General features: G+C 38.0%; 25 protein-coding genes and 1 other annotated feature. Of the genes, 5 read left to right on the top strand and 20 right to left on the bottom strand.

Annotated elements, in window-relative coordinates:
* Positions 1 to 348: 348 nt before the first annotated feature.
* The 3 genes from AA0X95_RS15970 to AA0X95_RS15980 form a co-directional block, all read right to left on the bottom strand.
* A complete protein-coding gene (locus tag AA0X95_RS15970) occupies positions 349 to 750 on the bottom strand; it encodes an SET domain-containing protein (RefSeq protein ID WP_413299482.1) in 402 nt (133 codons plus the stop codon).
* A gap of 123 nt (positions 751 to 873) precedes the next feature.
* Entirely contained in the window at positions 874 to 1,410 is a 537-nt protein-coding gene (locus AA0X95_RS15975) for a cysteine hydrolase family protein (RefSeq protein ID WP_413299484.1), read from the bottom strand.
* Between the two features lie 53 nt (positions 1,411 to 1,463).
* A complete protein-coding gene (locus tag AA0X95_RS15980; RefSeq protein WP_413299486.1) occupies positions 1,464 to 2,465 on the bottom strand; it encodes an alcohol dehydrogenase catalytic domain-containing protein in 1,002 nt (333 codons plus the stop codon).
* A gap of 172 nt (positions 2,466 to 2,637) precedes the next feature.
* Between AA0X95_RS15980 and AA0X95_RS15985 the strand changes: the two genes are divergently transcribed.
* The 3 genes from AA0X95_RS15985 (at position 2,638) to AA0X95_RS15995 (ending at position 5,308) form a co-directional block, all read left to right on the top strand.
* The gene (locus tag AA0X95_RS15985; protein WP_413299488.1) at positions 2,638 to 3,534 is read left to right on the top strand and encodes an ArsR/SmtB family transcription factor; all 897 of its coding nucleotides are present in this window, start codon (positions 2,638 to 2,640) and stop codon (positions 3,532 to 3,534) included.
* A gap of 111 nt (positions 3,535 to 3,645) precedes the next feature.
* Positions 3,646 to 4,047, top strand: coding sequence for a hypothetical protein (locus AA0X95_RS15990; protein WP_413299490.1), 402 nt, complete (start codon positions 3,646 to 3,648; stop codon positions 4,045 to 4,047).
* A gap of 370 nt (positions 4,048 to 4,417) precedes the next feature.
* Positions 4,418 to 5,308: an alpha/beta hydrolase gene (locus AA0X95_RS15995; protein ID WP_413299492.1), complete on the top strand. Its 891-nt coding sequence runs from the start codon at positions 4,418 to 4,420 to the stop codon at positions 5,306 to 5,308.
* Between the two features lie 130 nt (positions 5,309 to 5,438).
* Here the strand turns inward: AA0X95_RS15995 and AA0X95_RS16000 are convergent, their stop codons facing one another.
* From AA0X95_RS16000 to AA0X95_RS16010, 3 genes are all read right to left on the bottom strand, one after another.
* Positions 5,439 to 6,569, bottom strand: a complete 1,131-nt coding sequence (locus AA0X95_RS16000) for an acyltransferase family protein (RefSeq protein ID WP_413299494.1) — start codon at positions 6,567 to 6,569, stop codon at positions 5,439 to 5,441.
* A 160-nt stretch (positions 6,570 to 6,729) separates the two neighbouring features.
* On the bottom strand, positions 6,730 to 7,248 hold the full coding sequence (locus AA0X95_RS16005) for a YbaK/EbsC family protein (RefSeq protein WP_413299496.1): 519 nt from the start codon (positions 7,246 to 7,248) through the stop codon (positions 6,730 to 6,732).
* Positions 7,249 to 7,400: 152 nt separating this feature from the next.
* A complete protein-coding gene (locus AA0X95_RS16010; RefSeq protein WP_413299498.1) occupies positions 7,401 to 8,390 on the bottom strand; it encodes a quinone oxidoreductase family protein in 990 nt (329 codons plus the stop codon).
* 305 nt (positions 8,391 to 8,695) lie between these two features.
* On the opposite strand from AA0X95_RS16010, the gene AA0X95_RS16015 reads away from it, so the two are divergent.
* The gene (locus tag AA0X95_RS16015) at positions 8,696 to 9,607 is read left to right on the top strand and encodes an EamA family transporter (RefSeq protein ID WP_413299500.1); all 912 of its coding nucleotides are present in this window, start codon (positions 8,696 to 8,698) and stop codon (positions 9,605 to 9,607) included.
* 331 nt (positions 9,608 to 9,938) lie between these two features.
* On the opposite strand, the gene AA0X95_RS16020 is transcribed toward AA0X95_RS16015, so the two are convergent.
* Complete coding sequence (locus tag AA0X95_RS16020) at positions 9,939 to 10,658, bottom strand: YebC/PmpR family DNA-binding transcriptional regulator (RefSeq protein ID WP_309862850.1); 720 nt, start codon at positions 10,656 to 10,658, stop codon at positions 9,939 to 9,941.
* 220 nt (positions 10,659 to 10,878) lie between these two features.
* Complete coding sequence (gene ilvA / locus AA0X95_RS16025; protein ID WP_413299502.1) at positions 10,879 to 12,144, bottom strand: threonine ammonia-lyase IlvA; 1,266 nt, start codon at positions 12,142 to 12,144, stop codon at positions 10,879 to 10,881.
* 83 nt (positions 12,145 to 12,227) lie between these two features.
* Positions 12,228 to 12,479: a binding site (T-box leader), on the bottom strand.
* A 186-nt stretch (positions 12,480 to 12,665) separates the two neighbouring features.
* Here ilvA and AA0X95_RS16030 point away from each other — a divergent pair.
* Positions 12,666 to 13,178, top strand: a complete 513-nt coding sequence (locus AA0X95_RS16030) for a gamma carbonic anhydrase family protein (protein ID WP_413299504.1) — start codon at positions 12,666 to 12,668, stop codon at positions 13,176 to 13,178.
* A gap of 304 nt (positions 13,179 to 13,482) precedes the next feature.
* On the opposite strand, the gene AA0X95_RS16035 is transcribed toward AA0X95_RS16030, so the two are convergent.
* The 12 genes from AA0X95_RS16035 to AA0X95_RS16090 form a co-directional block, all read right to left on the bottom strand.
* The gene (locus AA0X95_RS16035; protein ID WP_413299506.1) at positions 13,483 to 14,061 is read right to left on the bottom strand and encodes an SCO family protein; all 579 of its coding nucleotides are present in this window, start codon (positions 14,059 to 14,061) and stop codon (positions 13,483 to 13,485) included.
* 63 nt (positions 14,062 to 14,124) lie between these two features.
* The gene (locus AA0X95_RS16040) at positions 14,125 to 15,129 is read right to left on the bottom strand and encodes an ABC transporter substrate-binding protein (RefSeq protein ID WP_413299508.1); all 1,005 of its coding nucleotides are present in this window, start codon (positions 15,127 to 15,129) and stop codon (positions 14,125 to 14,127) included.
* 15 nt (positions 15,130 to 15,144) lie between these two features.
* Positions 15,145 to 15,906, bottom strand: coding sequence for an ABC transporter permease (locus AA0X95_RS16045; RefSeq protein WP_413299510.1), 762 nt, complete (start codon positions 15,904 to 15,906; stop codon positions 15,145 to 15,147).
* On the bottom strand, positions 15,890 to 16,675 hold the full coding sequence (locus AA0X95_RS16050) for an ABC transporter ATP-binding protein (RefSeq protein ID WP_413299512.1): 786 nt from the start codon (positions 16,673 to 16,675) through the stop codon (positions 15,890 to 15,892). Before AA0X95_RS16050 ends, AA0X95_RS16045 begins: the two co-directional genes overlap by 17 nt.
* A 160-nt stretch (positions 16,676 to 16,835) precedes the next feature.
* Positions 16,836 to 17,690, bottom strand: a complete 855-nt coding sequence (locus AA0X95_RS16055; RefSeq protein ID WP_413299514.1) for a hypothetical protein — start codon at positions 17,688 to 17,690, stop codon at positions 16,836 to 16,838.
* Between the two features lie 29 nt (positions 17,691 to 17,719).
* Complete coding sequence (locus AA0X95_RS16060; RefSeq protein ID WP_413299516.1) at positions 17,720 to 18,958, bottom strand: ATP-binding protein; 1,239 nt, start codon at positions 18,956 to 18,958, stop codon at positions 17,720 to 17,722.
* A gap of 142 nt (positions 18,959 to 19,100) precedes the next feature.
* On the bottom strand, positions 19,101 to 19,976 hold the full coding sequence (locus AA0X95_RS16065; RefSeq protein ID WP_413299518.1) for a proline iminopeptidase-family hydrolase: 876 nt from the start codon (positions 19,974 to 19,976) through the stop codon (positions 19,101 to 19,103).
* Between the two features lie 10 nt (positions 19,977 to 19,986).
* A complete protein-coding gene (locus AA0X95_RS16070) occupies positions 19,987 to 20,694 on the bottom strand; it encodes a hypothetical protein (RefSeq protein WP_413299520.1) in 708 nt (235 codons plus the stop codon).
* A gap of 18 nt (positions 20,695 to 20,712) precedes the next feature.
* Entirely contained in the window at positions 20,713 to 21,333 is a 621-nt protein-coding gene (locus tag AA0X95_RS16075) for a TetR family transcriptional regulator (RefSeq protein ID WP_413299521.1), read from the bottom strand.
* Positions 21,334 to 22,259: 926 nt separating this feature from the next.
* Positions 22,260 to 23,393 (bottom strand): glycerate kinase, encoded by a 1,134-nt coding sequence (locus AA0X95_RS16080; RefSeq protein ID WP_413299523.1) that lies wholly within the window; start codon positions 23,391 to 23,393, stop codon positions 22,260 to 22,262.
* A 75-nt stretch (positions 23,394 to 23,468) separates the two neighbouring features.
* Entirely contained in the window at positions 23,469 to 24,743 is a 1,275-nt protein-coding gene (locus tag AA0X95_RS16085) for a GntP family permease (protein WP_413299525.1), read from the bottom strand.
* A gap of 119 nt (positions 24,744 to 24,862) precedes the next feature.
* Positions 24,863 to 25,972 (bottom strand): sugar diacid recognition domain-containing protein, encoded by a 1,110-nt coding sequence (locus AA0X95_RS16090; RefSeq protein ID WP_413299527.1) that lies wholly within the window; start codon positions 25,970 to 25,972, stop codon positions 24,863 to 24,865.
* Positions 25,973 to 26,004: the final 32 nt, after the last annotated feature.

Raw genomic sequence — 26,004 nt, forward strand, 5'->3', positions numbered from 1 at the left:
TCATCCCATGTCTAAAGACGGGCTAACGCTCTGCATGGGCTTTCTCGTTCGGAAAATCTGTAACATCAATCTTTTGAGGTATATAGTCGTGATTAGATTTGCAAAAATATATTATGAAGGCAATGAAAACAGCAGCCTAACATAAAAGATACGTTGCTAATTCCTATTTTTCTAACCTTTAAAAAATCGTAATAATGATGATCACATGCTGTACAATCCAACCCCATTTTCCGTATCGAAAAGCTTCTGAGCTAATTGGCCTTCTATGCCAGGAGGGTGCAATTTTTCTACATAAAAACAAAAGGATAGAAAGGGCGAAATTAATCGCTCACTCTCTATCCTCTTTCATTAATCATTTTGGCTATCTGTTTTTTCCTCTTTATTGAACCAAAGTGGCTCATCATCATCCACATCGCCATTATAATTGATAAGAATTTCTTCTCCTGCTTTTATATCCCGATATGCATAAAAGTCAAACGTGTGATTGGGAAAGTTAATTTCATAAATGGCATTAGGCTGATAAGAATGATTAAACAGCATACCATATCCTAACAAAAGGGCCGTGTGGTTCTGTCCATACTCAAAAGCATAATCAGCGAGCAATGTTTTCTCGATATGAACATGCTCCCTATTTGGATAAGGAATAACTGGTGCCTCATGAATTAATTCACCTTTTGCTATATCCTGTGTCGCAAATACCCCTCTATTTAATTCTCCATCACTAAGCTTCGACGTCTTTACTTCAATCATTTAATCACCTATTTGTCTTTCCGAGAAGATTTTATTACTACCTACATAAGATTGCCAGTAATTCGACAAGAATGCAAATATTTTTTCTTTTTATGGTGCCTGACCCTAAATCTGCATCATTGTTTATAAAAATACAATTTGTGCGGCAGGCATTACTGTTATCTCATGATCGATTGTTTTTACGTTGCTTAAATGGTGGTTGTGATGCTTAATAACCATTTCTGCTGGTATAGCACCGTCTGCAGTTGTATGACCATCTGATACTAATGTGACATTGAATCCTAGGGTAACCGCTCTTCGGCATGTTGTATCAACACAATATTCCGTTCTTGCACCAGCTACAATTAATTGAGAAACTCCTAGAGACAATAATTCATCCTGCAGCGAAGTCTCATGAAAGGCATCCGTGCTCTTCTTATTAATAATGCAATCGGAGGACCGTGGAGCAACTCCGTCAATAAATTGCCAAAATGGTGTGCCTCTTTCCAAAAAACCTCCGGCCTGTTCTTCATGTTGAATATAGAAGATCGGAATCTGTTTTTCCTCTGCTTTGGCAATTATGTCCATAACTTTTGCCAACGTTTCTTCTTTCTTATATGTTTCATAAAGAGGTCCCACCTGCATGTCAATGACCAACAAAGCAGATTTCAAATCACTCATTTATTATCACTCCTATTTTAATAGATTGATATTACCAAATATTTAAAAACTCATTATATAGAAAAGACAATTTTTCCAAACTGATTTCCTTGTTTCATTTCAGAGAATCCCTCATCAAAGGACTCTAATGGCAGGATGTTAGATACGACTGGCACCAATTTTGACTCTTCCACAAATCTGATAGCATTTTTAAATTCGGTATATGAATGCATCGCTGATCCAAAAATTTGTAGCTGTTTCCCCATCACTGTATCAATATCAAAAAGGGGAAGATTTTCTCCGATAAAAGAAAATTGTACCAGTCTGCCACCCTTTTTTGCATAATGGATACTTGAAGTGAGGGTACGACTATTACTCGATACGATGACATCAAACCCTGTTGGAACGAGAGAAAGGGGATTTATCCCACCATCACGGTAGTTAAATCCAGACGTTGCCCCCAGCTTTATGGCCTTTTCTAATTTCTCATCAGAGCTGGAAGTGACGAACACCTTCGCTCCTACTGATAAGGCTAGCTGCAAACTATACAACGCAACTCCTCCACCAATCCCTTCAATTAATATGGATTCACCTGCCTGAAGCTTTGCTTTAGAAAATAACGCTCTCCAAGCTGTACCAAATGCTAACGGGAGGGCTGCTGCTTCCGCAAATGTTAAATGGTTGGGTTTTCGTTCTAGATTGACTGCCGGTACTTTTACATACTTGGCAAAAGTACCTCCCCAAACAGCCCCGCCTAATACATTTCCTGATTCACATAAAGAATGTTCCCCTTTTAGGCAATACTCACATTCCAAGCATGAGATTTGAGAATTGATTACTACCTCATCCCCTATTGACCATTGTGTTACCTGTTTGCCCACATCAATAATTTCACCAGCACCATCTGAACCATATATGAAACTCCTTTTATTTTTTGAGTTTGTTATATGAAGGTCACGATGGTTTAGGGCAGCTGCTTTAACCTTAATGAGCACCTCATTATCTCCTATAACTGGAATAGGAACCTCCTTGATTTCTGGCATTACTTTTTCAGGATTAAAAACTACAGCTTTCATACGACACACTCCACTTCTATTGAAAATTGAGTAATTTATCTTTATAATTCGTCTTATAAGGAACTTTAATCTAGTTCGTCTATAACCGAACTACAATTGGATTATATATCCATTTAGGGCTGTTTGTCATCTTTTTTCATAAAATTTTTTCAATGGAACGGAGTGTTGTCTCATGTATACGGTAGAAATTTCTTTTACTGAAGTGAATGAATTAATAACAAGTTTACATACCTACCTTTGTAAGAGCTCACATAAACGCATTGATATAGGTGTCGGCTGGGTGAAGATGGTTAAGCAGCAGCTTTCATCCAACTTTCAAACCGAATTAGAAGGTAAGGACGTTTGGATGCCTCTGCAATTGCTGGCTATTCAGCATAAAGAAATGGACACCCACTTGTTTTTAAAGTGGCTAGATGAAGCCAGTACAGGAGAATTATTTGAACGACTATCTCCCTGGATGAGTGCTGTCCCAAATGACCTTAATGAAAAAAGAAAAGAAATGGTTGATCTGTTGTCTGAGTGGGAAAATCAATATTTCAAAGACTTTAATTCGGAAATACTCGAGAGATTAAAGAGTGAATCTGAGAGCAGAAAGAAGGAAATCACTCGTTTTGACCCAATGGAATTTGGTATTCATGTAACAAACGGTGTTATTTTTATACCAGTAGAAGGCTTAAAAAGGATTATGTTTATTCCTCACTATCATTCACAACCAAGTAATTTGTTCCATTTCTTTGGGGAAACCTTACTTTGTCACTATTCACCTAATATTTACCCGTCTGCAATTGATGACCCCTCCATGGAATTAATGTTAGTGACTAAAGCATTATCTGATAAAAGCAGATTGAAGATCCTAAAATTTCTGGCTACTCATCCTGCTACTTTTATAGAAGTCTATCGACATATGGATTTAGCGAAGAGTACTGTCCATGATCATTTAATTAGTCTAAGAGCAGCCGGCTTAATCAATGTAGAAATTGCGGGAGAAACACTTGGAAAATACAGTTTTCGAAGGGAATCCACTTCTACCTTACTAGCCAATCTTGAAGGATATCTTTTAAAAGCATAATTTGTTTTAGGTCAATCTCCTCCTCCCTCCATATGAGAATTTTTTTCTGCAGTACTTATTTCGGCAGGAAAATCATAATATAGAATATACGTTCGCAAGGAGGCGAGGAGATTGTTAAATAACAATTCCTTAATTACAGGTGAGATGTTAAACAAGTATTACGAGCTTAATAAAAAGAAAAAAGAAATTGAAATGGAAATGAATACACTGAAGGATGCTTTCCAAACATATTTTAATAATCTGGTAGGCTGCAACCATAAAGGGGAAATTACAATAAGTGGATTCAAACTACAAAGACAGATTCGTAAAACTGAAAAATATCATGAAGTGGACACCGTTAGAAGGCTAGAAGAATTACAGATGCATGATCTCATCCAAGTGGTTAAGAGACCAGATGATAGTAAAATAAAGTCGGCCTTAAATTTAGGGCTGTTAAGTCCACAGCAATTAGAGGGCTGCATCGTTACCACCTACTCCCCTGCGATCTCGGTAAAACCATTGATACCAAGATAAGAACTTCAATACAGCCGGACACATAGAAGTTCACTTAATATAAATCTTGTTTAAAACGGTCAAGTAGATCTACTACGAGACCGTTTTTGTTTTTAATATTGTTATGTAGAGTATCCCTAAGTTACCGGTTTCGGTTTTTTTGAATGCTTTCGGTCATGTAGATCCTTCCTACGTTACCCGTTTCGGTTTTTTCCGACGGTTCCGGTCACGTAGAGCCTTGCTAATCCTCCTGTTTTGTTAACTACAACTAAATAGGATTACACATAGCCTACATTCTAACTATAGTTGTTAAATTGTGGAGGAAATCGGCAAATTACGAAGAATTACATATATGTAAACACTTACGCTCAAATTGAAAGGGGAAATTTTGATGGCCAGTCAAGAAAGTCTCTTAGTAAGGCAGTATTTACAGATGTCAAAGGCAAACCAATCACCTGAAGCAAATATTGAAACAGCTAGACAAGGATTAGAAGCTTTATCCGCTTTGACCCCTGTAGCTCAAGATATTACTGTTGAAAAAGTGGAAATTGAAGGGATTCCAGCTGAATGGGTCAGCGCACCAAATGCAGTTGAAGACCGTGTCTTCCTTTACCTTCATGGTGGTGCCTACATAATGGGTAGCTGTAATACACACCGGTATTTAGCATCAAAGCTGTCTCGCTCCACTGCCGCACGTGTATTGGTACCAGAATACAGACTCGCACCTGAACATCCTTTTCCAGCCGCAATTGAAGATGCGGTTAGTGTCTACCGTTGGCTGCTCAACTCAGGTGTATCTTCAAAAAATATCGTCATTGGTGGTGATTCAGCAGGTGGCGGACTAACTTTAGCAACCCTTTTATCACTTAAGGATGCGCGGGACGCACTACCTGCTTTAGCTGTACTATTATCCCCTTGGACAGACATGGAAGGCACAGGAGAATCCAGGGTAACACGTGCTAAAGTGGATCCATGGTTATCACCAGATGCCACTCGTTTAACTCCAGCATTGTATATTCGCGATCTAGATCCTCGTCATCCGCTTGTTTCACCTATTTATGCTGATTTAACGGGTCTTCCTTCACTTTTAGTGCATGTTGGAAATGATGAAATTCTACTAAGTGATGCGGCCCGTCTAGTGGACCGTGCTCGCGCAGCAGGGGTAGAAGTCAGCTTTAAGATTTGGGATGATATGTGGCATGTTTTTCAAACGTTCGCCATCCCAGAAGGACAACAGGCAGTTGATGAAATTGGTGAATTCGTCACCAAACACTTTGAATAGAACTCAATCTAAAAAGAGCTTTGATTTTTCTATCGGGTTCTATTCCAAAGGCATACTTGAAAATTGCAACAAAAATGACTATCAAATTGTAAACTAATTTGATAGTCATTTTTTTATTTGAAAACACATTCTATGAACTAAATATTTTAACATTTGGCTCTGATTTGGGCTTCTTTTCTCCTTTAATACCAAACAGGATCCGTAAAATTGCTACCTTTGAAATGATAAAATGATAAAGGAGCATTATGATACAAAACGCAGTAACCATTAAAAAGATGAGTTTTACAGGGATGGACCATGTCTCATCAGCGATAAAAAATCCTAGCGTAACAATAACTGGCTGATGGAGAACATAAAACGGCATGGATGCTTGTGAACTGTATGATAACCACTTATTTGAAAAAGATAAATGCTTTTCTGCTACAGCAAAAATGACAAGGATCAACGTCCAACAATTTAATGCTTTAATGGATGCAAACACCATTGCTGCTATAAAACCAGTTGAAGACATATCTGAAAAGAATCCATACACAAAAAAGATAGTTGTACAAACTGCAATAACTAGATTAATAGGAAGCAGTTTTTGAATCACCTTTTTGAAAGATTCTTTTGTGAGAATAAAATAACCAAATAAAAATAAGATCAAATAAAAAGTAATGTCCCAACCTGCTAGACGAACAACATCTACGAAAGTAGATACAATCATTAAAGGAATAGTCATCAGATATAACTGGTATGATTTCAATTCTTTCGTAATCGCTGGTTTCTTTTTAAGAAAAAGCGGAAGCGTAATAATGCTAAATATCAAAAGAACTAACAAATACCATAAATGTAAACCAACGAAAGCAAAATTCCCCGTTCCACCAATATCTAAATAGACTCCATTAAAATACTGCGGAAACCAAGTAAAAAAGGATCCGGAAAATTGACCATGACTAACGCGTTCCATATATACTTGTGGAGGAGTTAGAATCATAACTCCAAATAAAAGCGGTACCCCCAATCTGGCAAGTCGTTCCATCATATATTCGTTTCCAGACCTTTTCTTGAGGGCGTAATAGGAGTTCATCCCAGAAACAGTGAAAAAAATTGGCATCAACCAGGAACTCATAAACAAGGCAACCGCTGTAATATAGGTTGGGTCGGTCTTATTATTTTTTACAAGCCAAGCCCATGGATTAAAAAACATGAAACAATGGTAAATGAAAACAGCCAGTGTTGCGAGGACACGGATCCAATCGAGGTCGAATTGTCTTTTCATATTATAATAAAATTCTCCCTAATATAATTCAAACAATATCTTTATATATTATCCATCATATACCATTTACCTATTTAACGGACAAGATATTTAGCAATAATATCCATAAATAATAAAAAAAGGACAAACTTTGTCCTTTTCCTTACACTATAGTATGTAATTAACGTACTTCGCTTGTGACAGTTTCATTTTCATTTAACTGCCCCTCATTCCACCCTTTACAAACATCTACCCAGTCCTTGGCAAAAGAATAGTCGAATAGCTCTTCTTTCGTTAATTCAATCGCTGAATTGGTGCTTCCACATGCAGGGAAAAGTGTATCAAATCGTTTCATTGATACATCAAGGTATACATCCAATTCTTTATTTAAACCAAACGGACAGACCCCACCAATGACATGGCCCGTTTGCTCCAAAACCTCATCTGGCGAAAGCATCCGGGGTTTGAAGCCAAATTTGGCACGAAATTTTTTATTATCAATCTTTGCATCCCCAGCAGCAACAATTAAGATTGCCTTTTCCTCCAATCCCCTAAAAGATAAAGTTTTAGCAATTCGTGCAGGTTTCACTCCAATTGTCTCGGCTGCCTGCTCAACAGTTGCACTTGAGGTGTCAAATTCCATTATATCGATCTCTCGATTCCATTGTTTAAAATGATTTTTTACACTTTCTAAAGACATTCTATCCATCCTTTCCCAATGGTCCTAATAAGAATATTAACATACTTTAAAGGGATGAAGTAAAATGATGCTTACTAATAATGTATGACCCCCCAAAACAAGTGTTGCCAAATTAGGCGTTTTTCAACATCTAGTTTAAGGGTCTATTATTTTTATGAAAGAGAATCTCTTACATCTAATATAATTTTACCGATGCTTAATCTACTTTCAATTAGCTTGTGGGCAGCAATGGCATCCTCCAAGGGATAGTGATGACCAACCTCCATATTTAATTTCTCTTCACTAAACAATTTGAGCACTTCCTTGGCTGTGGATTGTAAAGTCTCTGGTCGTTTTTTTCTAGTCGTCCCTAAGCTAAATCCTAGCACCGACCTACAGCTAGAGTGCAGATCACTGGTTTTAAAACTTCCCACAGACCCGCTAGAATTTCCAAACTGTATCAACCTTCCATATGGTGCAAGACAGGTTAGACTTTGGCCAGTTATCTCACCAGCAATAGAATCGAGGACAATATCTACCCCCTGATTATCTGTTAATTCATTTACTCTACTTGGAAAATCATCGTTGTTATAGCAAATTACATGATCAGCCCCAGCCTTTAGTGCAACGGACACTTTAGTTTCGTCACCGACCGTTCCGATAATTTTACTTGCACCTAGAAGTTTTGCTAACTGAATGGCTGTAGTTCCCACTCCTCCTGCAGCGGAATGAATGAGGATGGTTTCCCCCTGTTCAATTCGTGCAATATCTGCTAATAGTTTATATGAAAGGAAAGAAACAGTAGGACAGGCAGCGGCAGTGGTAAAATCCATGGAATCGGGAATTTCATATGTAAGAATACCTTCCGCTACTACAAATTCTGCGTAAGATCCACTAGCTGGAAATGCTATGACTCTTTGACCAGGTTGTAAATGTTTTACCTCAGCCCCAATCTCCACAATCACGCCCGCCGTATCGAGGCCAGGAATAAAGGGGAAGTTCCCTTTTTCTTTTTTACCATATCTCGCTTTCACATCTGCATAATTTACACTTGTTTTCTCTACTCTAATTAACACCTGACAAGGATTAATTTTTGGTGTCTTAACCTCTACATACTGCATAACTTCTGGTGCCCCAAATTTGGGGACGATAATTGCCTTCAAAGTTATTCCCCCTTGTTGCTTGATAGTTCTATTTTATGGTAAAAATTTCATATCGTATAGAAAGAATCTTTTATCAATGTACATAATAATTTCTTATGCTTAACCTTATATAATAAAGGTTAGCGGCAATTAACATTTAGCTAGCAAATTGATATAATTATGCTAGCAACTATCCACTTCTACTCTATCAATAAAAAAATGGTTCCCTACACGGATTACATCCACTTATTAGCAAAATTCTTCCATTACTACAGTAAACTTTGATATATTTATAGATAAATAGTTTCGACAATTGGAGGAATAAAATGAATTCGCGCGGTGTCATCTTGGCTTATCCAAGGACAAAAGGGATGTTATTAGTCATAATTGCAGCTACCTTTTGGGGAGTTTCCGGGACGGTTGCTCAATACTTATTTCATCAACAAGGCTTCAGTACCAGTTGGCTTGTTGTAACTAGGTTAATTTTTTCAGGAGTGGGATTACTCCTGTTTTCACAAACGGTTGGAAACCAAAATATTTGGACGATATGGAAAAACAAACAGGATGTTGTTAAACTCATCGTTTTTGGCATCTTTGGAATGTTTGGTGTTCAATTTACTTATTTCGCAGCTATTGAACATGGAAATGCAGCGACCGCCACTGTCTTGCAATACCTTGCACCTGTAATTATTGCTGGATATTTAACTATTCGAGGGAAAAAGCTACCTACTAAACATGAAGGGCTTGCGATACTTTTTGCTCTGTTGGGAACATTTCTTCTTGTTACTCAAGGTAATATCCATTCACTTTCCATTACGTTTCCGGCTTTATTTTGGGGAATCTTGTCTGCTTTTTCACTTGCCTTCTATACACTTTATCCGAGAGATTTATTATCAAGTTGGGGATCATTAATCACGGTTGGCTGGGGGATGACAGTCGGAGGAATTAGCTTTAGTTTTATTCATCCGCCATGGGTGTTTCAAGGAAGATGGAGCCTGCCATCTTTTTTAGCGGTTATTTTTGTAGTCATTTTTGGTACGTTAATCGCCTTTTTCTGCTATATGGAAAGTATGAAATACATAAAGGCATCTGAGGCTAGTCTTTTAGCCTGTGTTGAGCCATTATCAGCAGCCTTTATATCAGTTGCCTGGCTACATGTTTCCTTTGGCGTAGCAGAATGGATTGGTTCATTTTTAATTATTGCTACGATATTTATTCTCTCAGCTGTAAAAAAATAGTTACCATTTCTATTAAAAAAAGGCAAGCATGGTTCATGCTCGCCTTTTCCTTCTTCAATGCGAATATCGATATCTGAATACCCTAAGCTAGAGCGTACATACGAAATAGCCATTGCAGCCTATAATTCATATGTCTAATAAAATAGACCGCTCTATAACTCAAAATTCTTAAAGTTGAGAGTAAGCTAAAAAGAATATTCAAAGCATATCCCTCCACATTGAAATTTTAGTGTTAAAAAATAACACCTGTATTTATTGTTAATCGGAACAGCCTATTTATTCATAATTTAAAAAGAAAGCAGACCTTCACAAAGTGAGGTCTGCCTATTTATTATTCACCTAAATCCACATTGTGGTACACTTGTTGAACATCATCTAAATCTTCAAGTGCATCAATCATTTTTTCAAATTTAGCTTGCGCGTCTTCAGGAAGGGTTACATCGTTTTGTGCAAGCATAGTAAGCTCTGCCACAGTGAACTCTGTAATTCCCGCATTTCTAAATGCTTCTTGAACTGCATGGAACTGATCAGGTTCAGCATAAACAATGACAGAATCTTCTTCTTCAATAATGTCGCGTACATCTACATCTGCTTCCATTAAAAGTTCAAGTACATCATCAGAAGATTTACCTTCGACACCGATAACAGCTGTAGCATCAAACATATAGGCAACAGAACCACTTACACCCATGTTCCCGCCATTTTTACCAAATGCGGCACGGACATCTGAAGCAGTACGGTTTACGTTATTTGTTAGAGCATCAACAATGACCATGGAACCGTTTGGTCCAAAGCCCTCGTAACGAAGTTCAGTATAGCTTTCTTCAGAACCACCTTTTGCTTTATCAATAGCACGGTCGATAATGTGTTTCGGTACATTGTAGGTTTTAGCCCGCTCGAGAACAAATCGTAATGACTGATTAGATTCTGGATTTGGCTCCCCTTGCTTTGCCGCTACATAGATTTCTACACCAAACTTTGCATAAATACGACTAGTATTTGCATCTTTTGACGCTTTCTTTTCTTTAATATTGTTCCACTTACGACCCATAATGAACACTCTCTTTCCACTTTGAATCTACACAAAATTATGATCCTGAATTATTCCGTTTCAGAATAATAATTAGCAGTTCATGATAATTTCTATTTATCGAATCAAGCACAAACAGATACTGATTCATACACAGATAATATTATACCTTAAAAATGACATTTGTTAAGTATCATGTTAGTAAAAAAAGACCTTTCCATAAAGGAAGGTCTTTTCACGTCTATACCAGCATCTGAAACAACGTACTATCTTTATTAACTTCTCTATAGAAGAAGCCTTTTGCTTTAATCCGTTCAATTAGAGGGAAGTAATCTTCTTTATCTTTCAGTTCAATTCCTACCAAGGCAGGTCCCGTTTCTCTATTGTTCTTTTTCGTATACTCAAAATGGCTGATATCATCATTCGGTCCAAGGACATCAAATAGGAACTCACGTAAGGCACCAGGGCGCTGTGGAAACTGAACGATAAAATAATGCTGCAGTCCTTCATATAACTTAGATCGCTCTTTAATTTCCTGCATCCTTCCAATATCATTGTTACCGCCACTTACGATACAAACCACCGTTTTCCCCTTTATCTGTTCTGCATATGTATCTAGAGCTGCAACGGAAAGCGCACCGGTTGGTTCAACAACAATGGCATTTTCATTATAGAGAGACAAAAGCGTCGTGCAGACCTTACCTTCTGGAACAACCGTAATATCGTCCACAATTTCCTTACAAATAGTAAAGGTCTTTGTCCCAACTGTTTTAACAGCAGCTCCATCTACAAATGGATCAATTTCTTGGAGCTTTGTTACTTCTCCTTTTAAAATGGATTCCTTCATCCCTGGTGCTCCTTGAGGTTCGACACCAATTAATTGTGTTTGAGGGGAGTAATGCCTTAAGTACGTACCCACTCCAGCAAGGAGACCACCCCCACCGATTGCTGCAAACAGATAATCAATTTTTTCAGGACAATCATTTAACAATTCAACAGCAACGGTTCCTTGACCAGCAATCACATCATAATCATCAAAAGGGTGAATAAAGGTACGGTTTTCATTCCGACTACATTCCATTGCTTTTTCATAGGCATCATCAAAGGTATCCCCCACGAGAACAATCTCCACACTGTCCTTTCCCCAAAACTTTACCTGGTTCACCTTCTGCTTAGGCGTCGTACTCGGCATAAAGATTTTTCCGTTGATTTTTAACAGATGGCAGGAGTAGGCAACACCTTGTGCATGATTTCCTGCACTTGCACAGATAATTCCGTTTTGAAGTTCTTCTCCACTCAATTTTTTAATACGGTTATAAGCCCCACGTATTTTAAATGAGCGGACACTTTGTAAATCTTCCCTCTTTAGATACACATGACAGTCATACCGCTCGGAAAGTAAATGATTATACTGCAATGGAGTTGGTGAAATCACATCCTTGATGGTATGGCTAGCAATAATAATGTCCTCCACATTAAACGCTTTTTTATCGACCTGTTGATTCATTTTCAGGTTCCCTCCCAAATAATCCATGTATGTTATAAATAGTTATTTATTGTCTAAAAACAACAAAAAACCCGTCCCCATAATATAGGGACGAGTTAACTCGCGATACCACCCTACTTCCACAAGTTTCAAAAAAGAAACTGCGGCTCTCGATCAATGTACAAACTCTTGTACATGTTCCATCATAACGGCGGACTAACCGGTGTAGCCTACTTGGAATGTTCAGCTAAACATCTCTGAGATGATCTTCAAATCGCCCTGTTATCGGCTCCCAGCACACGCCGACTCTCTGTGAAACAAGGAGCAGATTCTACTCTTCTCTTCATTGATTCAAGTTTAATTTTTTATAAGGTTACCACCGAAAAAAAATACTGTCAATGTTTTTTGATTATTTTTACTATTTTGTAAATTATGAAGCGCTTACAATTTAATAAGGCATTTTTTAGCGGTGCCTGGCACTCTTCATGTTATAATTTTATTTAGATGTAAGATAATTCCGAAAGTTTTAAGGAGTGATTGTAATGATGATCCCGTACAATGGAGTTTCACCTACTATTCACGATTCTGTCTTTGTTGCACCTGGGGCGTATATCATTGGGAATGTTCAGATTGGGAAAGAATCAACGGTTTGGTTTAATGCAGTCCTTAGGGGTGATGATGGACCAATTATCGTTGGCGAGAGATGCAGTATCCAAGATAACTCGACCATTCACCTTTACGAGGGGTTTCCTGTTATTATTGAAGATGATGTAACAGTCGGCCACAATGTTATTTTACATGGTTGTAAAATTGGGAAACGTTCGATTATAGGAATGGGCTCCACGTTATTGGACAACGTCGAGGTTGGCGAGGAATGTATAATTGGCGCTAATACTTTGCTCGCAGGAGGAATTAAAATACCGCCCCGTTCCCTTGTTCTTGGCTCGCCAGGTAAAGTCGTCAGAGAACTAACAGAAAAGGACCTGCAAATGTTGCAAATGTCCAGTGAACACTATGTTCAAAAAGGGAAAGAGTTTAGGGAGATACTAAAATAAACATTTGGGTGATTTTTTATACTGATTTACGCATTATATACTACATTTTACCTCCTAAAAATTCTGTTCAGGTGTAAATTTACACCGAATTTACTCGAATTAATAATTTATCAGCGAATTTTTTGCTTTTATCAGCGAATTTCAAGATTTATCAGCGAATTAATACAGTTATCAGCGAATATGGAATTTTATCAGCGAATAGTAAATAAAACCTCTTATCGTACGTGTCCACTGTTGTACTCATATACAGTGGACACAAAATTTCACTATTAAAGTTTACATAACATATTTACAAATAACCAAATTATTGTAACGACTTTATATCCTTAACGATCTGCTCATACGGCGGATCCGATACCCCTTCATATTTTTGTACAACAATCCCCTTTTCATCTACTAAATAAAAGGAAGTACTATGCACAAATTGATTCGAACCTTCTAGTTTAGCCGCTGCAGCCATAAACGATTTATTTGCAAAACTTTCAATAAACTCCTGTTTATATCCTGTTATAAGATCCCAATTTGAAAAATCAGCACCTACTCCACTTGCATATTCCTTTAATATCCCTGGTTGGTCATTTTCAGGGTCTATACTAAAAGAAACAAGATGAGCATCTACATCTTCATCAGTTAATTTACGCTGCAATTCAGCCATATTTGCAGTCATGGGTGAGCAAACCGTATCACAGTTCGTAAACATAAAATCAACAATCCAGACTTTACCCTTTACATCTGAGTATGACACTTTCTTTCCATTCTGATTAACACCATTAAAGTCCCCTACTTCCATATGAAGTGGAAAATCATTCTCGACCTTCTTTACATCCTTTGAGCAAGCAGATAGAACCATTACGAAAAGGAGAAGCAAAAATAAACGTTTCAACGAAAACCACCCTTTTTCACAAAAAGGTGCCGAGTCAAATGACACCAGCACCTTTCATTCGTATTAGTTAATGAATTGTGAATCAATTAATGACGCAAAATCTGGTTTTTCCTTCAAGAACTTAAGCTCAACAGAAGAATTAGCGAAATCTTGAATTACATCTTTATTGACATCAGTTGTAAAACGGATATTTCCCCAAGCCCCATCAACAATTGCCTTATCTAGTTCTTGTTTTGTGCTCTCTTTAATGCTCTTTATCGTAATCTCTTTTGCTTCATCAGGATTATCCTTGATAAAAGCAATCGCCTCATTTTGTGCATCTACGATCTTTTGAATAATATCTTTGTCCTCTTTAATTTTCTTGCCGCTTGATACGAGGATTGTATTCGGTAATGTTGTACCAAATGAAATCTTTTTGCTATCAACGATAATTTTAGCACCAGCTTCTTTTACTAACTGTGAAGCCCATGGCTCAGGAACAGCCGCGATATCCACTTTCCCAGATTCAAACATAGCCGCATATTGTGCTGGATTTCCAGTTACATGCTTTAGTGTACCACCAATTCGTGCAGAAGAAATGCCGAAATCTTGCAAGAATGTCTCCATTTGAACATCATGCGTACAACCTACGCCTGGAGTAATAAAAGTTTTACCATTGAAATCCTCTACAGAATTCACTCCGCTTTTCTTGCTTGCAACAATCGCTGTTCCACCTGAAGATGCTCCAGCAATAATTTTTACGTCAGCGCCATTTGTGAAGTTATTCATAACAGGTCCTGGACCAACTAAACCTGCATCAATTTCACCAGTTTTCAACGCCGTCATAAAGGCACCGCCATCAGGGAACGTCTTATATTCCACTTTAACGCCATCCCCTAATTCTTTTTCATAGTAACCTTTTTCACGTGCTATCATGGCAGGTGCATGGTCAATGTTAGGGAAATACCCTATTACGACCTTTTTCTCTTCTTTACTTGATCCTGAGCTTGCTTGATCTGTTCCACACCCTGCTAATGCCCCGATTAGAAGTAGGAATACTAAGCTAATAATCGCTGTCTTTTTCTTCATCTCTCTAGTTCCCCCTTAATTAGATGTTTCTAAACCCCAACGGCGAATGACATTTTGTTCCACCCGTTGGAAGAAAACAATATCAACCACAGTGCCAATGACACCAATGATAATCATAATAGCAATAACCATACTCATGTTTCCAAAGTCTGATGCATACTTCAAGGTATACCCTAATCCAGGTCCTGTGCTAAGTATTTCTCCCGCCATGAGTGCACGCCAGGCAAATGCCCAACCAAGTCTTGCTCCCGTTACAGCGTAAGGAATTGAGGCTGGAAAAATCACGCTTGTAAAGAGACCGACCCCACCAGAACCCATCGTTTGTGCTGCTCGTATATAAAGAGGAGGCACATTTTTAATGCCTATTCTCATGTTAATCGTCATGACGAGCGTAGCACCAAGGATCACGATAAAAATGACCGATGTTTCATTCAGACCGAACCACATGATTGCAATGGGTAACCAAACAATACTAGGTACACTCTGTAATGCTAAAATCAGTGTTCCCAACGTTTCATCTGCGGTTTTATTTTTTGCTAACAGAATGCCCAGACCTAAGCCTAGAAAAATCGATATACCTAAACCAATGAATAAGCGGCGAAAGCTCGCTAAAATATCATAGATTAATGTTTTATCAGAAAAACCCTTAACTAACGCCTCTAGGACATCCGTTGGTGCGGGCATAACAGAGGGCGAAACACCACTTACGGATACGCCCACCTGCCAGAACACAACTAAGGCTACAAAGAAGATAATACGTTTAATTGTTGGCTGCATAGGCTAATTCCTCTTTTACCACTTTATCAATCTCTGATTGTAATAAACTCATAATCTTTTCCTCTAATTTGGCGACCATTTGTGTATGGTTTTCACGAGGTCTTGGAATTTTCACCTGAATGTCTTCTAGCACCACACCAGGTCGTGTTCCCATAACAATGATTCTGTCTGATAGCTTGATAGACTCACGAATACTATGAGTAACAAACAAAATGGTTTTTCTCGTTTCAATCCATATTTTTTCTAATTCAAGATGAAGCCTTGATCTCGTTTGTTCGTCAAGAGCTCCAAATGGTTCATCCATTAATAATACCTTAGGATTCATGGATAAGGCTCTGGCAATGGACACACGTTGTTGCATTCCACCAGATAACTCATGTGGGGAATGCTTCGTATAGTTGCTGAGTTGTACCATTTTCAAGTACTGGTGAGCAACCTCCCTTGCCTCTTTCTTTTTCATTTCTTTTCGCAATGCAAACATTACATTCTCTTCTACTGTCATCCAAGGAAAAAGCGCTGCTTGTTGGAATACCATCCCGCGGTCTCTTCCTGGCTTAGTAATTTTCTCACCGTTCAGAAATACCTCACCACTAGATGGCTTAGTTAATCCAGCCACAATGGATAATAATGTTGATTTTCCACAACCTGAAGGACCAAGGATAGAGACAAACTCTCCTTCTTGAATTTCAAGATTAATATTTGAAAGGACTGTATTGGTCGCATTTTGGTTTCCAAATTCTTTATTCACACGGTCTATATGAAGAAACATTTGTATTTCACCCTCTTCACCTATAATTCACATTAGTTTTATCGGATTAATATTAATTAAATTTTATTATAATCTTTATCAGGGTAAAGTCAATATTTTTCCAAAAAAAAGTGCCTGACACCCAGCAAAAAATCCGCTGAGTATCAGGCACCGCTTAAAATTATAATAAATAACCACTCGAATGGAAGGTATACCATTTTCCATTAATGTATTGCTTATTTTGAACCATGGCACCAGATGATGATAAGTAATATTTCTTTCCGCGATCGGTAATCCAGCCGGTAGCCATTGCACCTGAGGAATTGAGATAGTACCACTTATTGTTAGATTTTAACCATCCAGTGGCCATCGAGCCATTTGAATTCAAAAAGTACCACTTGCCATTAACTTTTTGCCAGCCAGTTAGCATGGCACCATTGGCTCCAAGATAATACCACTTGCTAGCATCTTTTTGCCAGCCAGTTAGCATGACACCATTGGTTCCAAGGTAATACCACTTACTAGCATCCTTTATCCAACCAGTCGCTTTCGTTCCGTTTGGTTGAATGTAATACCACTTGCCTTGCTCTTTTAACCACCCTGGCTTCTTAACTGTAGAAATGGCTTGGATATTTCCTTCATACATTTGCGTAACAGCAATTCCTGGATAATAATATTTCAAAATTTCTTGATAATTTTTTCCTGCGCCTGCCATGTTTTGGGCACCCCATTGACTCATCCCCACCCCATGGCCATCACCTGTACCTGAAACAGTAGTCATTCCATTTTCTGATTTCACTTCATTTACTAAATAACTATTTATGGTAATTTCTGCTTTGTTACCTAAAAAATTGACCAATTTCACCTTTACAATTGGTTCCGACTGCGCTACTGCAAACCCATGTTCAAAAGTAAATACAGATAAAAATAAAGATAAGACAGTTACACATTCTTCAACGGATGATATCCCTCCGAAACTAGTAATATAGGACCAGCTGTTAGGATAATCATATAGTATTAGATTTAGTTGCGACAATGGAATGTTATTTCCAAATAACATTTCTATTAATGGACAAGTTCCTTCTTTATAAATGGCTGTGTCATAGTTGGGAGAAGAACTTCAATGCAAGTTCCCTCGTTTACTTTGCTAGTTATGTTTAATGTACCATGGTGATTTTCTACAATTTTAAAACAAGTCATTAATCCAAGTCCGGTTCCCTTTTCTTTTGTGGTATAAAAAGGCTCACCAAGTGTAGAAATTCGTTCTTCAGGTATTCCGAGGCCTGTATCATTAATCTGGACTGAAATTTCCCCTTCCTTCTTTTCTTTTACGATTAACTCTATCGTTCCACCTTTTGGCATAGCTTCAATTGCATTTTTCAAAAGGTTTAAGAAAACCTGTTTTAATTGATTTTCCTCACAGCTGATGCTGGGAAGTTCAGGACTAAACTCGGTGAGAATTTGGACATTGTTTAAGATTGACTGGTTGTTAATTAAGGTTATAACATCAGTTAATAATGTCTTTATATTATGTTCAACAAAAACGGCTGCCGTTGGTTTTGCGAGGACAAGAAATTCACCAACAATGGAATTAATCCGGTCAAGTTCTGTTAATACAATATCGAGGTACTGATCATTTTTCGTGCTAGATTTCATTAGCTGAATGAACCCTTTAATAGAGGTAAGCGGATTCCGAATCTCATGTGCAATACCTGCAGCCATTTGGCCAAGGAGAGCCAACTTTTCTGACTTTTGAAGAAGTCGCTCGGTTTCTTCTTTTTTCTCCGTAATGTCTTTGCCAATTGATAGAACTGCTGCTTTTTCACCAAAGACAATAAACAAGGAAGATACTTCAAAAAAGAAGGTTGTTTCGTCCATACGTTTTGCCTTATATTCTATAGTGTTGACTGGCTGTTTTTCTTTTTTTATTTGCTTAAATCGTTCCATTAATCGTCCCTGATATTCTGGAACAATGAAGTCAAAAATGGACTTTCCGATGATTTCGTCTTTATTCTTAGCTCGAAGCATACTTACCGCTGCGTTATTCACATAAAGTAATCTATGATCCCTAGTAATATAAACGGGTTCGGGCAAGGAATCTATCAATCTCTTATAACTAATCTCTCCAGCTTGGGCCCTTTTTGCATAATAGCGTGATTTATCATATTGCCACCCGACGAACCAAGCTATAAAGGTAAATAGAAAGAAATCTATTTCAAATATTGGATCTTTCTCGAAAATAGACTGATAAATGGTAAATAAAATAGAAATGGAAACGAGAATAAGTTGGCCCAATCTTTTCATGATATTTTCCCTCTTATATAGATATATTTTCTTATTCCATTCGACAAATCCGATAATTTCCCTTCCATACTTTTTACTAAATTGTTACAAATTTGTTAGTAAACGAAAAAAAATGGCGAGACTCATGAGTCCCGCCAACAATTTAGTTAGATTCTACCTCTCTTAAAAACTCTCTAACAACTTGCAAATACTCCTCTGGCTCTTCCACATATGGCATATGCGCACTGTTTTCAAACACATGGAAGCGTGAATTCGGTGTTAAACTGCTAAAATACTCAGTAGACTCTGGGGTAGCTTCATCAAAACGTCCGCATGTAAAAAGGGCTGGACACGAAATGTCCTTTAATTGAGCGGTACAATCAAATTCTTTAAGGTTCCCTAATACTGTAAATTCAGTTGGCCCCCACATGATATTGTATACTTCTGGATTTCTATATTGGGTTCCTTGCTTTAACCAGTCAGGAAAAGGATCTAAACGACAAACAAAGTTTTTGTTAAATACATCAGTTGCCTCTTTGAATTCCTTGGAGTCGGTTGTCCCATTTTCCTCACATCGTTTTATCGTCTCTTGGACCTCAAGAGGCAGTTTTTGTAGATTTCGCTTCTGATCTTGTTCCCATATTGGTGCACTTAAGCAAGAACTTGAAAAGATCACACTTTTTACACCGCTTGGCTGTGTTAAGCAATAGGCAGCAGCTAGTGTGGTTCCCCAGGAATGACCGAGAATATGGACCTCATCAAGATTTAAGGCCTGTCTTACCTGCCCTAATTCTTCTACGAATCGGTCCAAACGCCACAGTGAGGTATTTGTTGGTCTTTCCGATCTTCCACAACCTAGTTGGTCATAAAAAATAACTGGCCGGTCCTCTGCTAGTGCTTTTAACCCTTGAAGCGAATAGGAGGAAGATCCTGGACCCCCATGTAAAATAATAACTGGCGTACCAGGTGCACTTTCATTAAATATTTGGACCCACACTTTTCCCCCAGTTACTTCAATGAATCTCTCTTCACCCATCATGATTTCCCCTTTAGATAGTTGGTTTGTTATTTTCTAATTTTGCCACATGAATCGACGGAATTGCATTATCACTCTTTACTAATAGTATACCAAAAGAAATAAACCAAATCGGAACAATAATTAACCCGCCTAAGCCCATTCCAACCATGACAAGGACTGTAATACCGCTAACATTTCCGAGAACGGTTAGAATAAAACAAGCGCCTCCGACCATACCAAGAATAGAAAGGACTTTTTTATTTAAATACTTATTAGTGATAATCCCTACGGTAAAAATCCATAAACCAACAAAACCAAAGTCAACCCAGCCTTGTGGACTCAACTCAACCAGTCCAGCCCACGAAGTTACAATCGTTTCAAAAACGACTCCACCTTTCATCATCGCTTCATGACTTAATTCATGATCCATACCGACTTGACGGAAATTATTGATGGCTAGTAATGCAAAGCCAATAATGGCCATTACCTTTGAATACGGGTACCACTCACTGGATTCCGTATATTTTTCTAACCTATTCGAGATAGCAAGCACTACCATTATTCCAAGAACCCCTAAGAATCCAAGTATATAATGAACCGCTACTAATCTATTAATATAGGTTACATGGTCCACGACCGGATTTTCACCAGGTGGTGATACTAACACAATCACTACTGTTAAAATATATAAAAATCCAACGATTAGGGCGGAGATTCCGCCAAGTCTTGTTTTTTTCATAAAATATCCCCTTAAACCTTAATTATTTTTAAATAATGCTAAAGCCAAATAGGAGCGAAAGGCTTGAAATTGTTTGTATACATTTGATTTTTCAGGTCCTAAATGAAAACAATTCACATAGATTCCATCACAAAAAGTAAGAATAGTACCTGCAATATCTTCAATTGGTAGAATAGGTGAAAATTCTTTCTCGTTTTTCCCCTTTTCAATGATTGAAATAAACCCATTCATAGCCTGCTTAATCCGTGCTTCCAACAAGGGAATGTGTTTTTTGGTCTGCCAGCCAATCGTAAAGTAATACTCATAAATTGCAGGAAGTAAAAGATTACTTTGGCTGTTGATAATTTCTTGAATTTGATCTAGCAAGAAAGTAAGTGCTCCCCAATTTGTTTGTGCCAAGTTGTAAATACTCTCTAGATTCCATTCATCTTCAAGGTCTCTTCGTCTTAAAATCTCAAGAAAAATTTGCTCAGTATTCTGGAAGTATGTATATACTCCGCCTCTGCTTACACCTGAATGATTGATGATATCTTGGATTGTGGTTGCGTTGTAACCCTTTTTAATAAAAACTTCTTTTGCTGCTTGAAGAATGATGAGCTTTCGTTTTTCCTTATGTTCTACTGACACGATTGGTGCCAACTAGGATCCCTCCTTGTTTAAGAGTCATCAATGACTCTATACTATTTTATTTTACATTTTTAGTCAATAATAATAAAAAATTCCATATATTTTTTTCATATAAAAAGGCTAACCCCGTTATAGTAAGGGTTACGTTTTGAGGTTCTTTTCTTAAAATACGTGCAGAAATGACAGTCGTATGGGCATGGTTATTAATATATATAAAAGTAAAACTCGCCATAGTAATTGGCGAGTTACTTTATTAGGAATACAAAAACCTTATTTATATAAATCCTCACTTACTTGTGATACGGTTCACCGTAAGGTTCTCTTGGATTTTGAGATATACTTACTCCCTTTTAAATAAGATGTCTTGTCCTTAATTGAGTAACCAGCAAAAGTAAAATAAGCGGAGTTTTTCCTGTTATATTCAGAATGGAGCTCGTTTTGAGGTAAAATAAGCGGAGTTTTTCCGCTTATGCAAAGCAAAACCTCCCCTTTTTCACATTTTTCGAGTCAATAGGCGGAATTTCTCCGCCTATTTAAGCTATTTTTAATGATAATTTCCAAATAAGCGGAATTTTTCCGTCTATTTATCAGCTCGGATGCTTAACCTGCACCACCAACTGATAAGTGCGGACCCACTTGATCCTAGATGCGGGAATTAGCAGTTTTTTATCGACCAGCTTATAAAAACTAATAAAATTGGTACTCAAAACGACACTGTAAATGAAAGAATTTTTGACCCTCACTCTTAATTGTAAAATACTTATTTTGTCCATCATAATAATGATGTTAATCGCTTTGTGAAAGTTAATGAAATTTCGTAGAAACTTTGATAAATAAAGAAAAAGACGTATGCCAATTCATACGTCAATTCTTGTGTCATTTAATTAAGAAAGCATCCGAAAACATAACCCTTTACCGTTATAGTGGCACGCTTTATGCTATCCTTTCATCTTCCAAACAGCTGCAATATTGGTAGCTGTTCTTTCTACGTATTCTGCTGCATGTTCAAAGGCGTCCTCAAGTAAAACAACACCAGGAACAATACTGAAAACAGCATCGATTCCATAATCATGAACAACAAGACTATCTTTTCCGAGGTTTCCAGCAATTCCAATCACAGGAACATCATTCTTTTTAGCCGTTTTTGCTACGCCAATTGGTGTTTTTCCAAAGATGGTTTGTTGATCAATTTTTCCTTCACCCGTGATGACCAAATCAGCATCTTCAACCGATTTGGAAAGAGACGTTGCATCAATCACGATATCAACACCCCGTTTTAATACGGTCGGTAAGAAGGCTAACAATCCTCCACCAAGTCCACCAGCTGCTCCGGCACCTGCTACATCTTTTATATTTTTTCCAAGCTCACGTTCAATCATGGCTGCATAGTGGTCAAGATTTCTGTCCAATTGTTCTACCATTTCCGGTGTCGCCCCTTTTTGCGGACCAAAAATAGCTGAAGCTCCTCTTTTTCCTGTTAGTGGATTATCTACATCACAGGCAACCTCAATTTTAATATTCTCTAATCTTGAATCTAATTGAGCTAAGTCGATCGAAGCTAACTTACCTAGCGCCCCACCACCTTCTCCAATGTCCATCCCATCCTTATCAAATAATCCCACACCAAGGGCTTTAGCCATCCCCGTACCACCGTCATTAGTGGCACTTCCACCGATTCCAATAATGATATGAGTTGCACCATAATCTAGGGCAGCTGATATTAGTTCACCGGTTCCTCTCGTTGTGGTAATTAACGGATTACGTTTCTCTCTTGGAACTAGGTGTAAACCAGAAGCTGCCGCCATTTCAATCACTGCCGTACGTTTATTACCAAGCATACCGAAAAACGCTTCGACTGGTTCTCCTAGAGGACCCGTGACAGTTTTGCAGATAATTTCTCCACCGGTTGCATCAACAAGAGATTGAACCGTCCCCTCTCCACCGTCTGCCATCGGTATTTTCACATACTCTGCATTTGGAAAATGATATCTAAAGCCTTTTTCAATTGCCTCAGCTACCTCAAGTGCTGAAAGGCTTTCTTTAAATGAATCAGGGGCAATAACTATCTTCATCTCTATCCCTCTCCTGTCAATTCCATTGGGTGATGTGAAAAGAGGAGTGTTTGCTCTCCTCTTTTGGTCATTTATCTATCCGAAAAAGTGAAACACTCCATAAATCAAGGTTGAAATAATCGCCATGGTTAAACCAACTAGCGTTTCATAAGGAATAACCTTCAAACGTTCTTTGATTTCCATATTTACGCTTCCGCCTGTTGCATGGAAAAAGCTTCCGTGTGGCAGGTGATCTAATACGGTAGCACCTGCATGAATCATAGCTGCACCAGCAATAGCAGATACACCCATACCTAAAATCGTGCCACTAAACACTTGGCTCGCCACTGCTGTTCCAGCAGTAGTGGATGCAGTTGCTGCTGACATGAAAATACCTGATACTGGAGCAAGTACATAGCCTGGAAGTCCAAGTGCATTTAACCCTTCGATTAATAAGTCCTTCAATCCAGAATTAGCAATAATTCCTGCTAGTGTACCAGTTCCAAGTAACATAATCGCAACACCTGACATTTTTCCTAAGCCAGAAACAGCATACTCATTGATTTTTCTTCCTCTACCCATTACCAATGCACCAACAATTCCACCAATTGGAAGAGCAATCATCGGGTCAATACTGATATCAAATAGTGGTCTTAAGGCCAATAGAATTATTGTTATAAGAGGAGCAACAATCGCTGGTAAAAAGAGCGGAAGTTTTCCTCCATTGTGTGTTTGAATTTCAATGTCTTTAATAGCTGAACCTTTTTTCACTAGCTTTTTCGCTATAAAATAAGTAATGGTTAACCCAACAATGGCAGGGATAATACCCGCGGCCATAATGGATGTTAAGGGAACCTTAAAGGCATCCGATGCGGCAATGGCATTTGGATTGGGTGACATGAGGTTACCTGCTTTACCGCCACCAATCATAGCAAACAATATCGCAGTTTTCGAAATGCCCGCCCTTTTGGCAATCGCAAGGGCTATTGGTGACACAGTAATAACGGCAACATCAATGAACACTCCAACTGCAGTTAAAATCAAGGTTGCAACCGCTAGAGCAAGTAACGCCCTCGTTTCACCTAATTTTTTGACGATCGTCTCTGCAATAACAGCTGCTGCACCAGATTCAATTAAAACACCAGCTAGAATACCCGCAGCTAAGATCCGTAGTACAGCTGGAATAATGCCTTTCGCACCTTCCATCATTAAGGTTACGGTATTAGTAATATCTACCCCACCAATCAGTCCGCCGATTAACGCTCCAGCGATCATTCCATAGGCAGGAGAAACCTTTTTCAAAATTAAAATAATAGCTATTACAAGTGCACAAATGGCACCTAAAGCGCTTACTTGTATATTTGCATCCATTTGTTAATCCCTCCTTATTTGTTTGTATACTCATTGTAAGCGTTTGCTACAGCGTTTTCATTGGGCAAACTATCAAAAAAAAGACCCGTTTCTACCAGGTCTTTTGTTCATTTGCACAATTACTTTATCAACTCTTGAATAACAGATATGTATAATTCAAGTAACTCCTTAATCTTTCTCGGGTCCTTTCCTGTTATTTCAGTTATCTTATCCAGTCGATACCTTAATGTATTTCGATGAATGAATAACTTTCCTGTAATAGTATGTATATCCCCATTTTCCTCAATAAACGCCAATAACGTTTCAACCAATTCCCCTTTTTTGTCATTCTCTTGAAGGGATTGATAGTAATTTTGTATTTCTTCCCCAATCCCAAGATTCTTTGCTCTAGTTAGCAGGACAGGAATTTTATAATCTTCATAAAAATAAATTGTTTTTACCGGATCAATCCTCTCCCCAACAAATGAAGTTGCAACAGCCTCGCGATAGGAATCGGCAATTCCTTTTAATTCAGGATGATAGTTTCCGATACTAAGTTTACAGTGTACCTCCAGATATTTTCCAGCCATTTCAGCCCATTTTTCAAGTTCAATCCTATTCTTAGCTACATTTTGGCTCGTTACTTTTTTAAGAAGAATCAAATAATCTGGATGCATGACCAATAAATCTTCCTTATCTAACCGATCGCGTAAAGTCTTGAATACCTTTGCCCTGTCCTTAGCTGTTAAAATCACAGCAAGACGCGGGATATCCAAATTGATTCCTAAGCGGCGAACTCTTTCAAAATAGAGAGAATTGAGGTTTTCCGTTCCATGCAGAAGCTGGCTAATTAGTTCTTCCTTCAATCGTTCATCCCACTGCATTTGATCGATTAAAACGGCTTGTTGCAGGATTATTTCCGCTGCCATTTTTACCAGTTCCCCGTAGTTACGAATTTCCTCAGGTGCTCCAGTAATTCCAATAACACCGACCACCTGATTATTAAAATTAATTGGAAGGTTGATTCCTGCTTTAACACCATGTAGGGCTTTTGTGTCGTGTTCCTCGATTTCAAATTCCTTTTGGTTTTCAATGACAAGCAGGGCCCCTTCATGAATAGAATCAATTCGAGTTGGATCCCCTGAGCCAATAATAATCCCTTTATCATTCATGACATTAATATTTCGCTTGATTATTTTCATCGTCCGGTTGACTATTTCCTGAGCCAGTGATTTATCTAAAAATTTCATGATGATGTCCTCTCCACTTTTAACGATACCAC

It is taken from the genome of Neobacillus phoenicis (genome assembly GCF_047302305.1).
Lineage (GTDB): Bacteria > Bacillota > Bacilli > Bacillales > Cytobacillaceae > Neobacillus.

Excerpts from the sequence above, each read along its gene's own strand:
- AA0X95_RS15970 (WP_413299482.1), bottom strand. The coding sequence starts at position 750 with ATGATTGAAGTAAAGACGTCGAAGCTTAGTGATGGAGAATTAAATAGA.
- AA0X95_RS15975 (WP_413299484.1), bottom strand. The coding sequence starts at position 1,410 with ATGAGTGATTTGAAATCTGCTTTGTTGGTCATTGACATGCAGGTGGGA.
- AA0X95_RS15980 (WP_413299486.1), bottom strand. The coding sequence starts at position 2,465 with ATGAAAGCTGTAGTTTTTAATCCTGAAAAAGTAATGCCAGAAATCAAG.
- AA0X95_RS15985 (WP_413299488.1), top strand. The coding sequence starts at position 2,638 with ATGTATACGGTAGAAATTTCTTTTACTGAAGTGAATGAATTAATAACA.
- AA0X95_RS15995 (WP_413299492.1), top strand. The coding sequence starts at position 4,418 with ATGGCCAGTCAAGAAAGTCTCTTAGTAAGGCAGTATTTACAGATGTCA.
- AA0X95_RS16000 (WP_413299494.1), bottom strand. The coding sequence starts at position 6,569 with ATGAAAAGACAATTCGACCTCGATTGGATCCGTGTCCTCGCAACACTG.
- AA0X95_RS16005 (WP_413299496.1), bottom strand. The coding sequence starts at position 7,248 with ATGTCTTTAGAAAGTGTAAAAAATCATTTTAAACAATGGAATCGAGAG.
- AA0X95_RS16015 (WP_413299500.1), top strand. The coding sequence starts at position 8,696 with ATGAATTCGCGCGGTGTCATCTTGGCTTATCCAAGGACAAAAGGGATG.
- AA0X95_RS16020 (WP_309862850.1), bottom strand. The coding sequence starts at position 10,658 with ATGGGTCGTAAGTGGAACAATATTAAAGAAAAGAAAGCGTCAAAAGAT.
- ilvA (WP_413299502.1), bottom strand. The coding sequence starts at position 12,144 with ATGAATCAACAGGTCGATAAAAAAGCGTTTAATGTGGAGGACATTATT.
- AA0X95_RS16030 (WP_413299504.1), top strand. The coding sequence starts at position 12,666 with ATGATGATCCCGTACAATGGAGTTTCACCTACTATTCACGATTCTGTC.
- AA0X95_RS16040 (WP_413299508.1), bottom strand. The coding sequence starts at position 15,129 with ATGAAGAAAAAGACAGCGATTATTAGCTTAGTATTCCTACTTCTAATC.
- AA0X95_RS16045 (WP_413299510.1), bottom strand. The coding sequence starts at position 15,906 with ATGCAGCCAACAATTAAACGTATTATCTTCTTTGTAGCCTTAGTTGTG.
- AA0X95_RS16050 (WP_413299512.1), bottom strand. The coding sequence starts at position 16,675 with ATGTTTCTTCATATAGACCGTGTGAATAAAGAATTTGGAAACCAAAAT.
- AA0X95_RS16060 (WP_413299516.1), bottom strand. The coding sequence starts at position 18,958 with ATGAAAAGATTGGGCCAACTTATTCTCGTTTCCATTTCTATTTTATTT.
- AA0X95_RS16065 (WP_413299518.1), bottom strand. The coding sequence starts at position 19,976 with ATGATGGGTGAAGAGAGATTCATTGAAGTAACTGGGGGAAAAGTGTGG.
- AA0X95_RS16070 (WP_413299520.1), bottom strand. The coding sequence starts at position 20,694 with ATGAAAAAAACAAGACTTGGCGGAATCTCCGCCCTAATCGTTGGATTT.
- AA0X95_RS16080 (WP_413299523.1), bottom strand. The coding sequence starts at position 23,393 with ATGAAGATAGTTATTGCCCCTGATTCATTTAAAGAAAGCCTTTCAGCA.
- AA0X95_RS16085 (WP_413299525.1), bottom strand. The coding sequence starts at position 24,743 with ATGGATGCAAATATACAAGTAAGCGCTTTAGGTGCCATTTGTGCACTT.
- AA0X95_RS16090 (WP_413299527.1), bottom strand. The coding sequence starts at position 25,972 with ATGAAATTTTTAGATAAATCACTGGCTCAGGAAATAGTCAACCGGACG.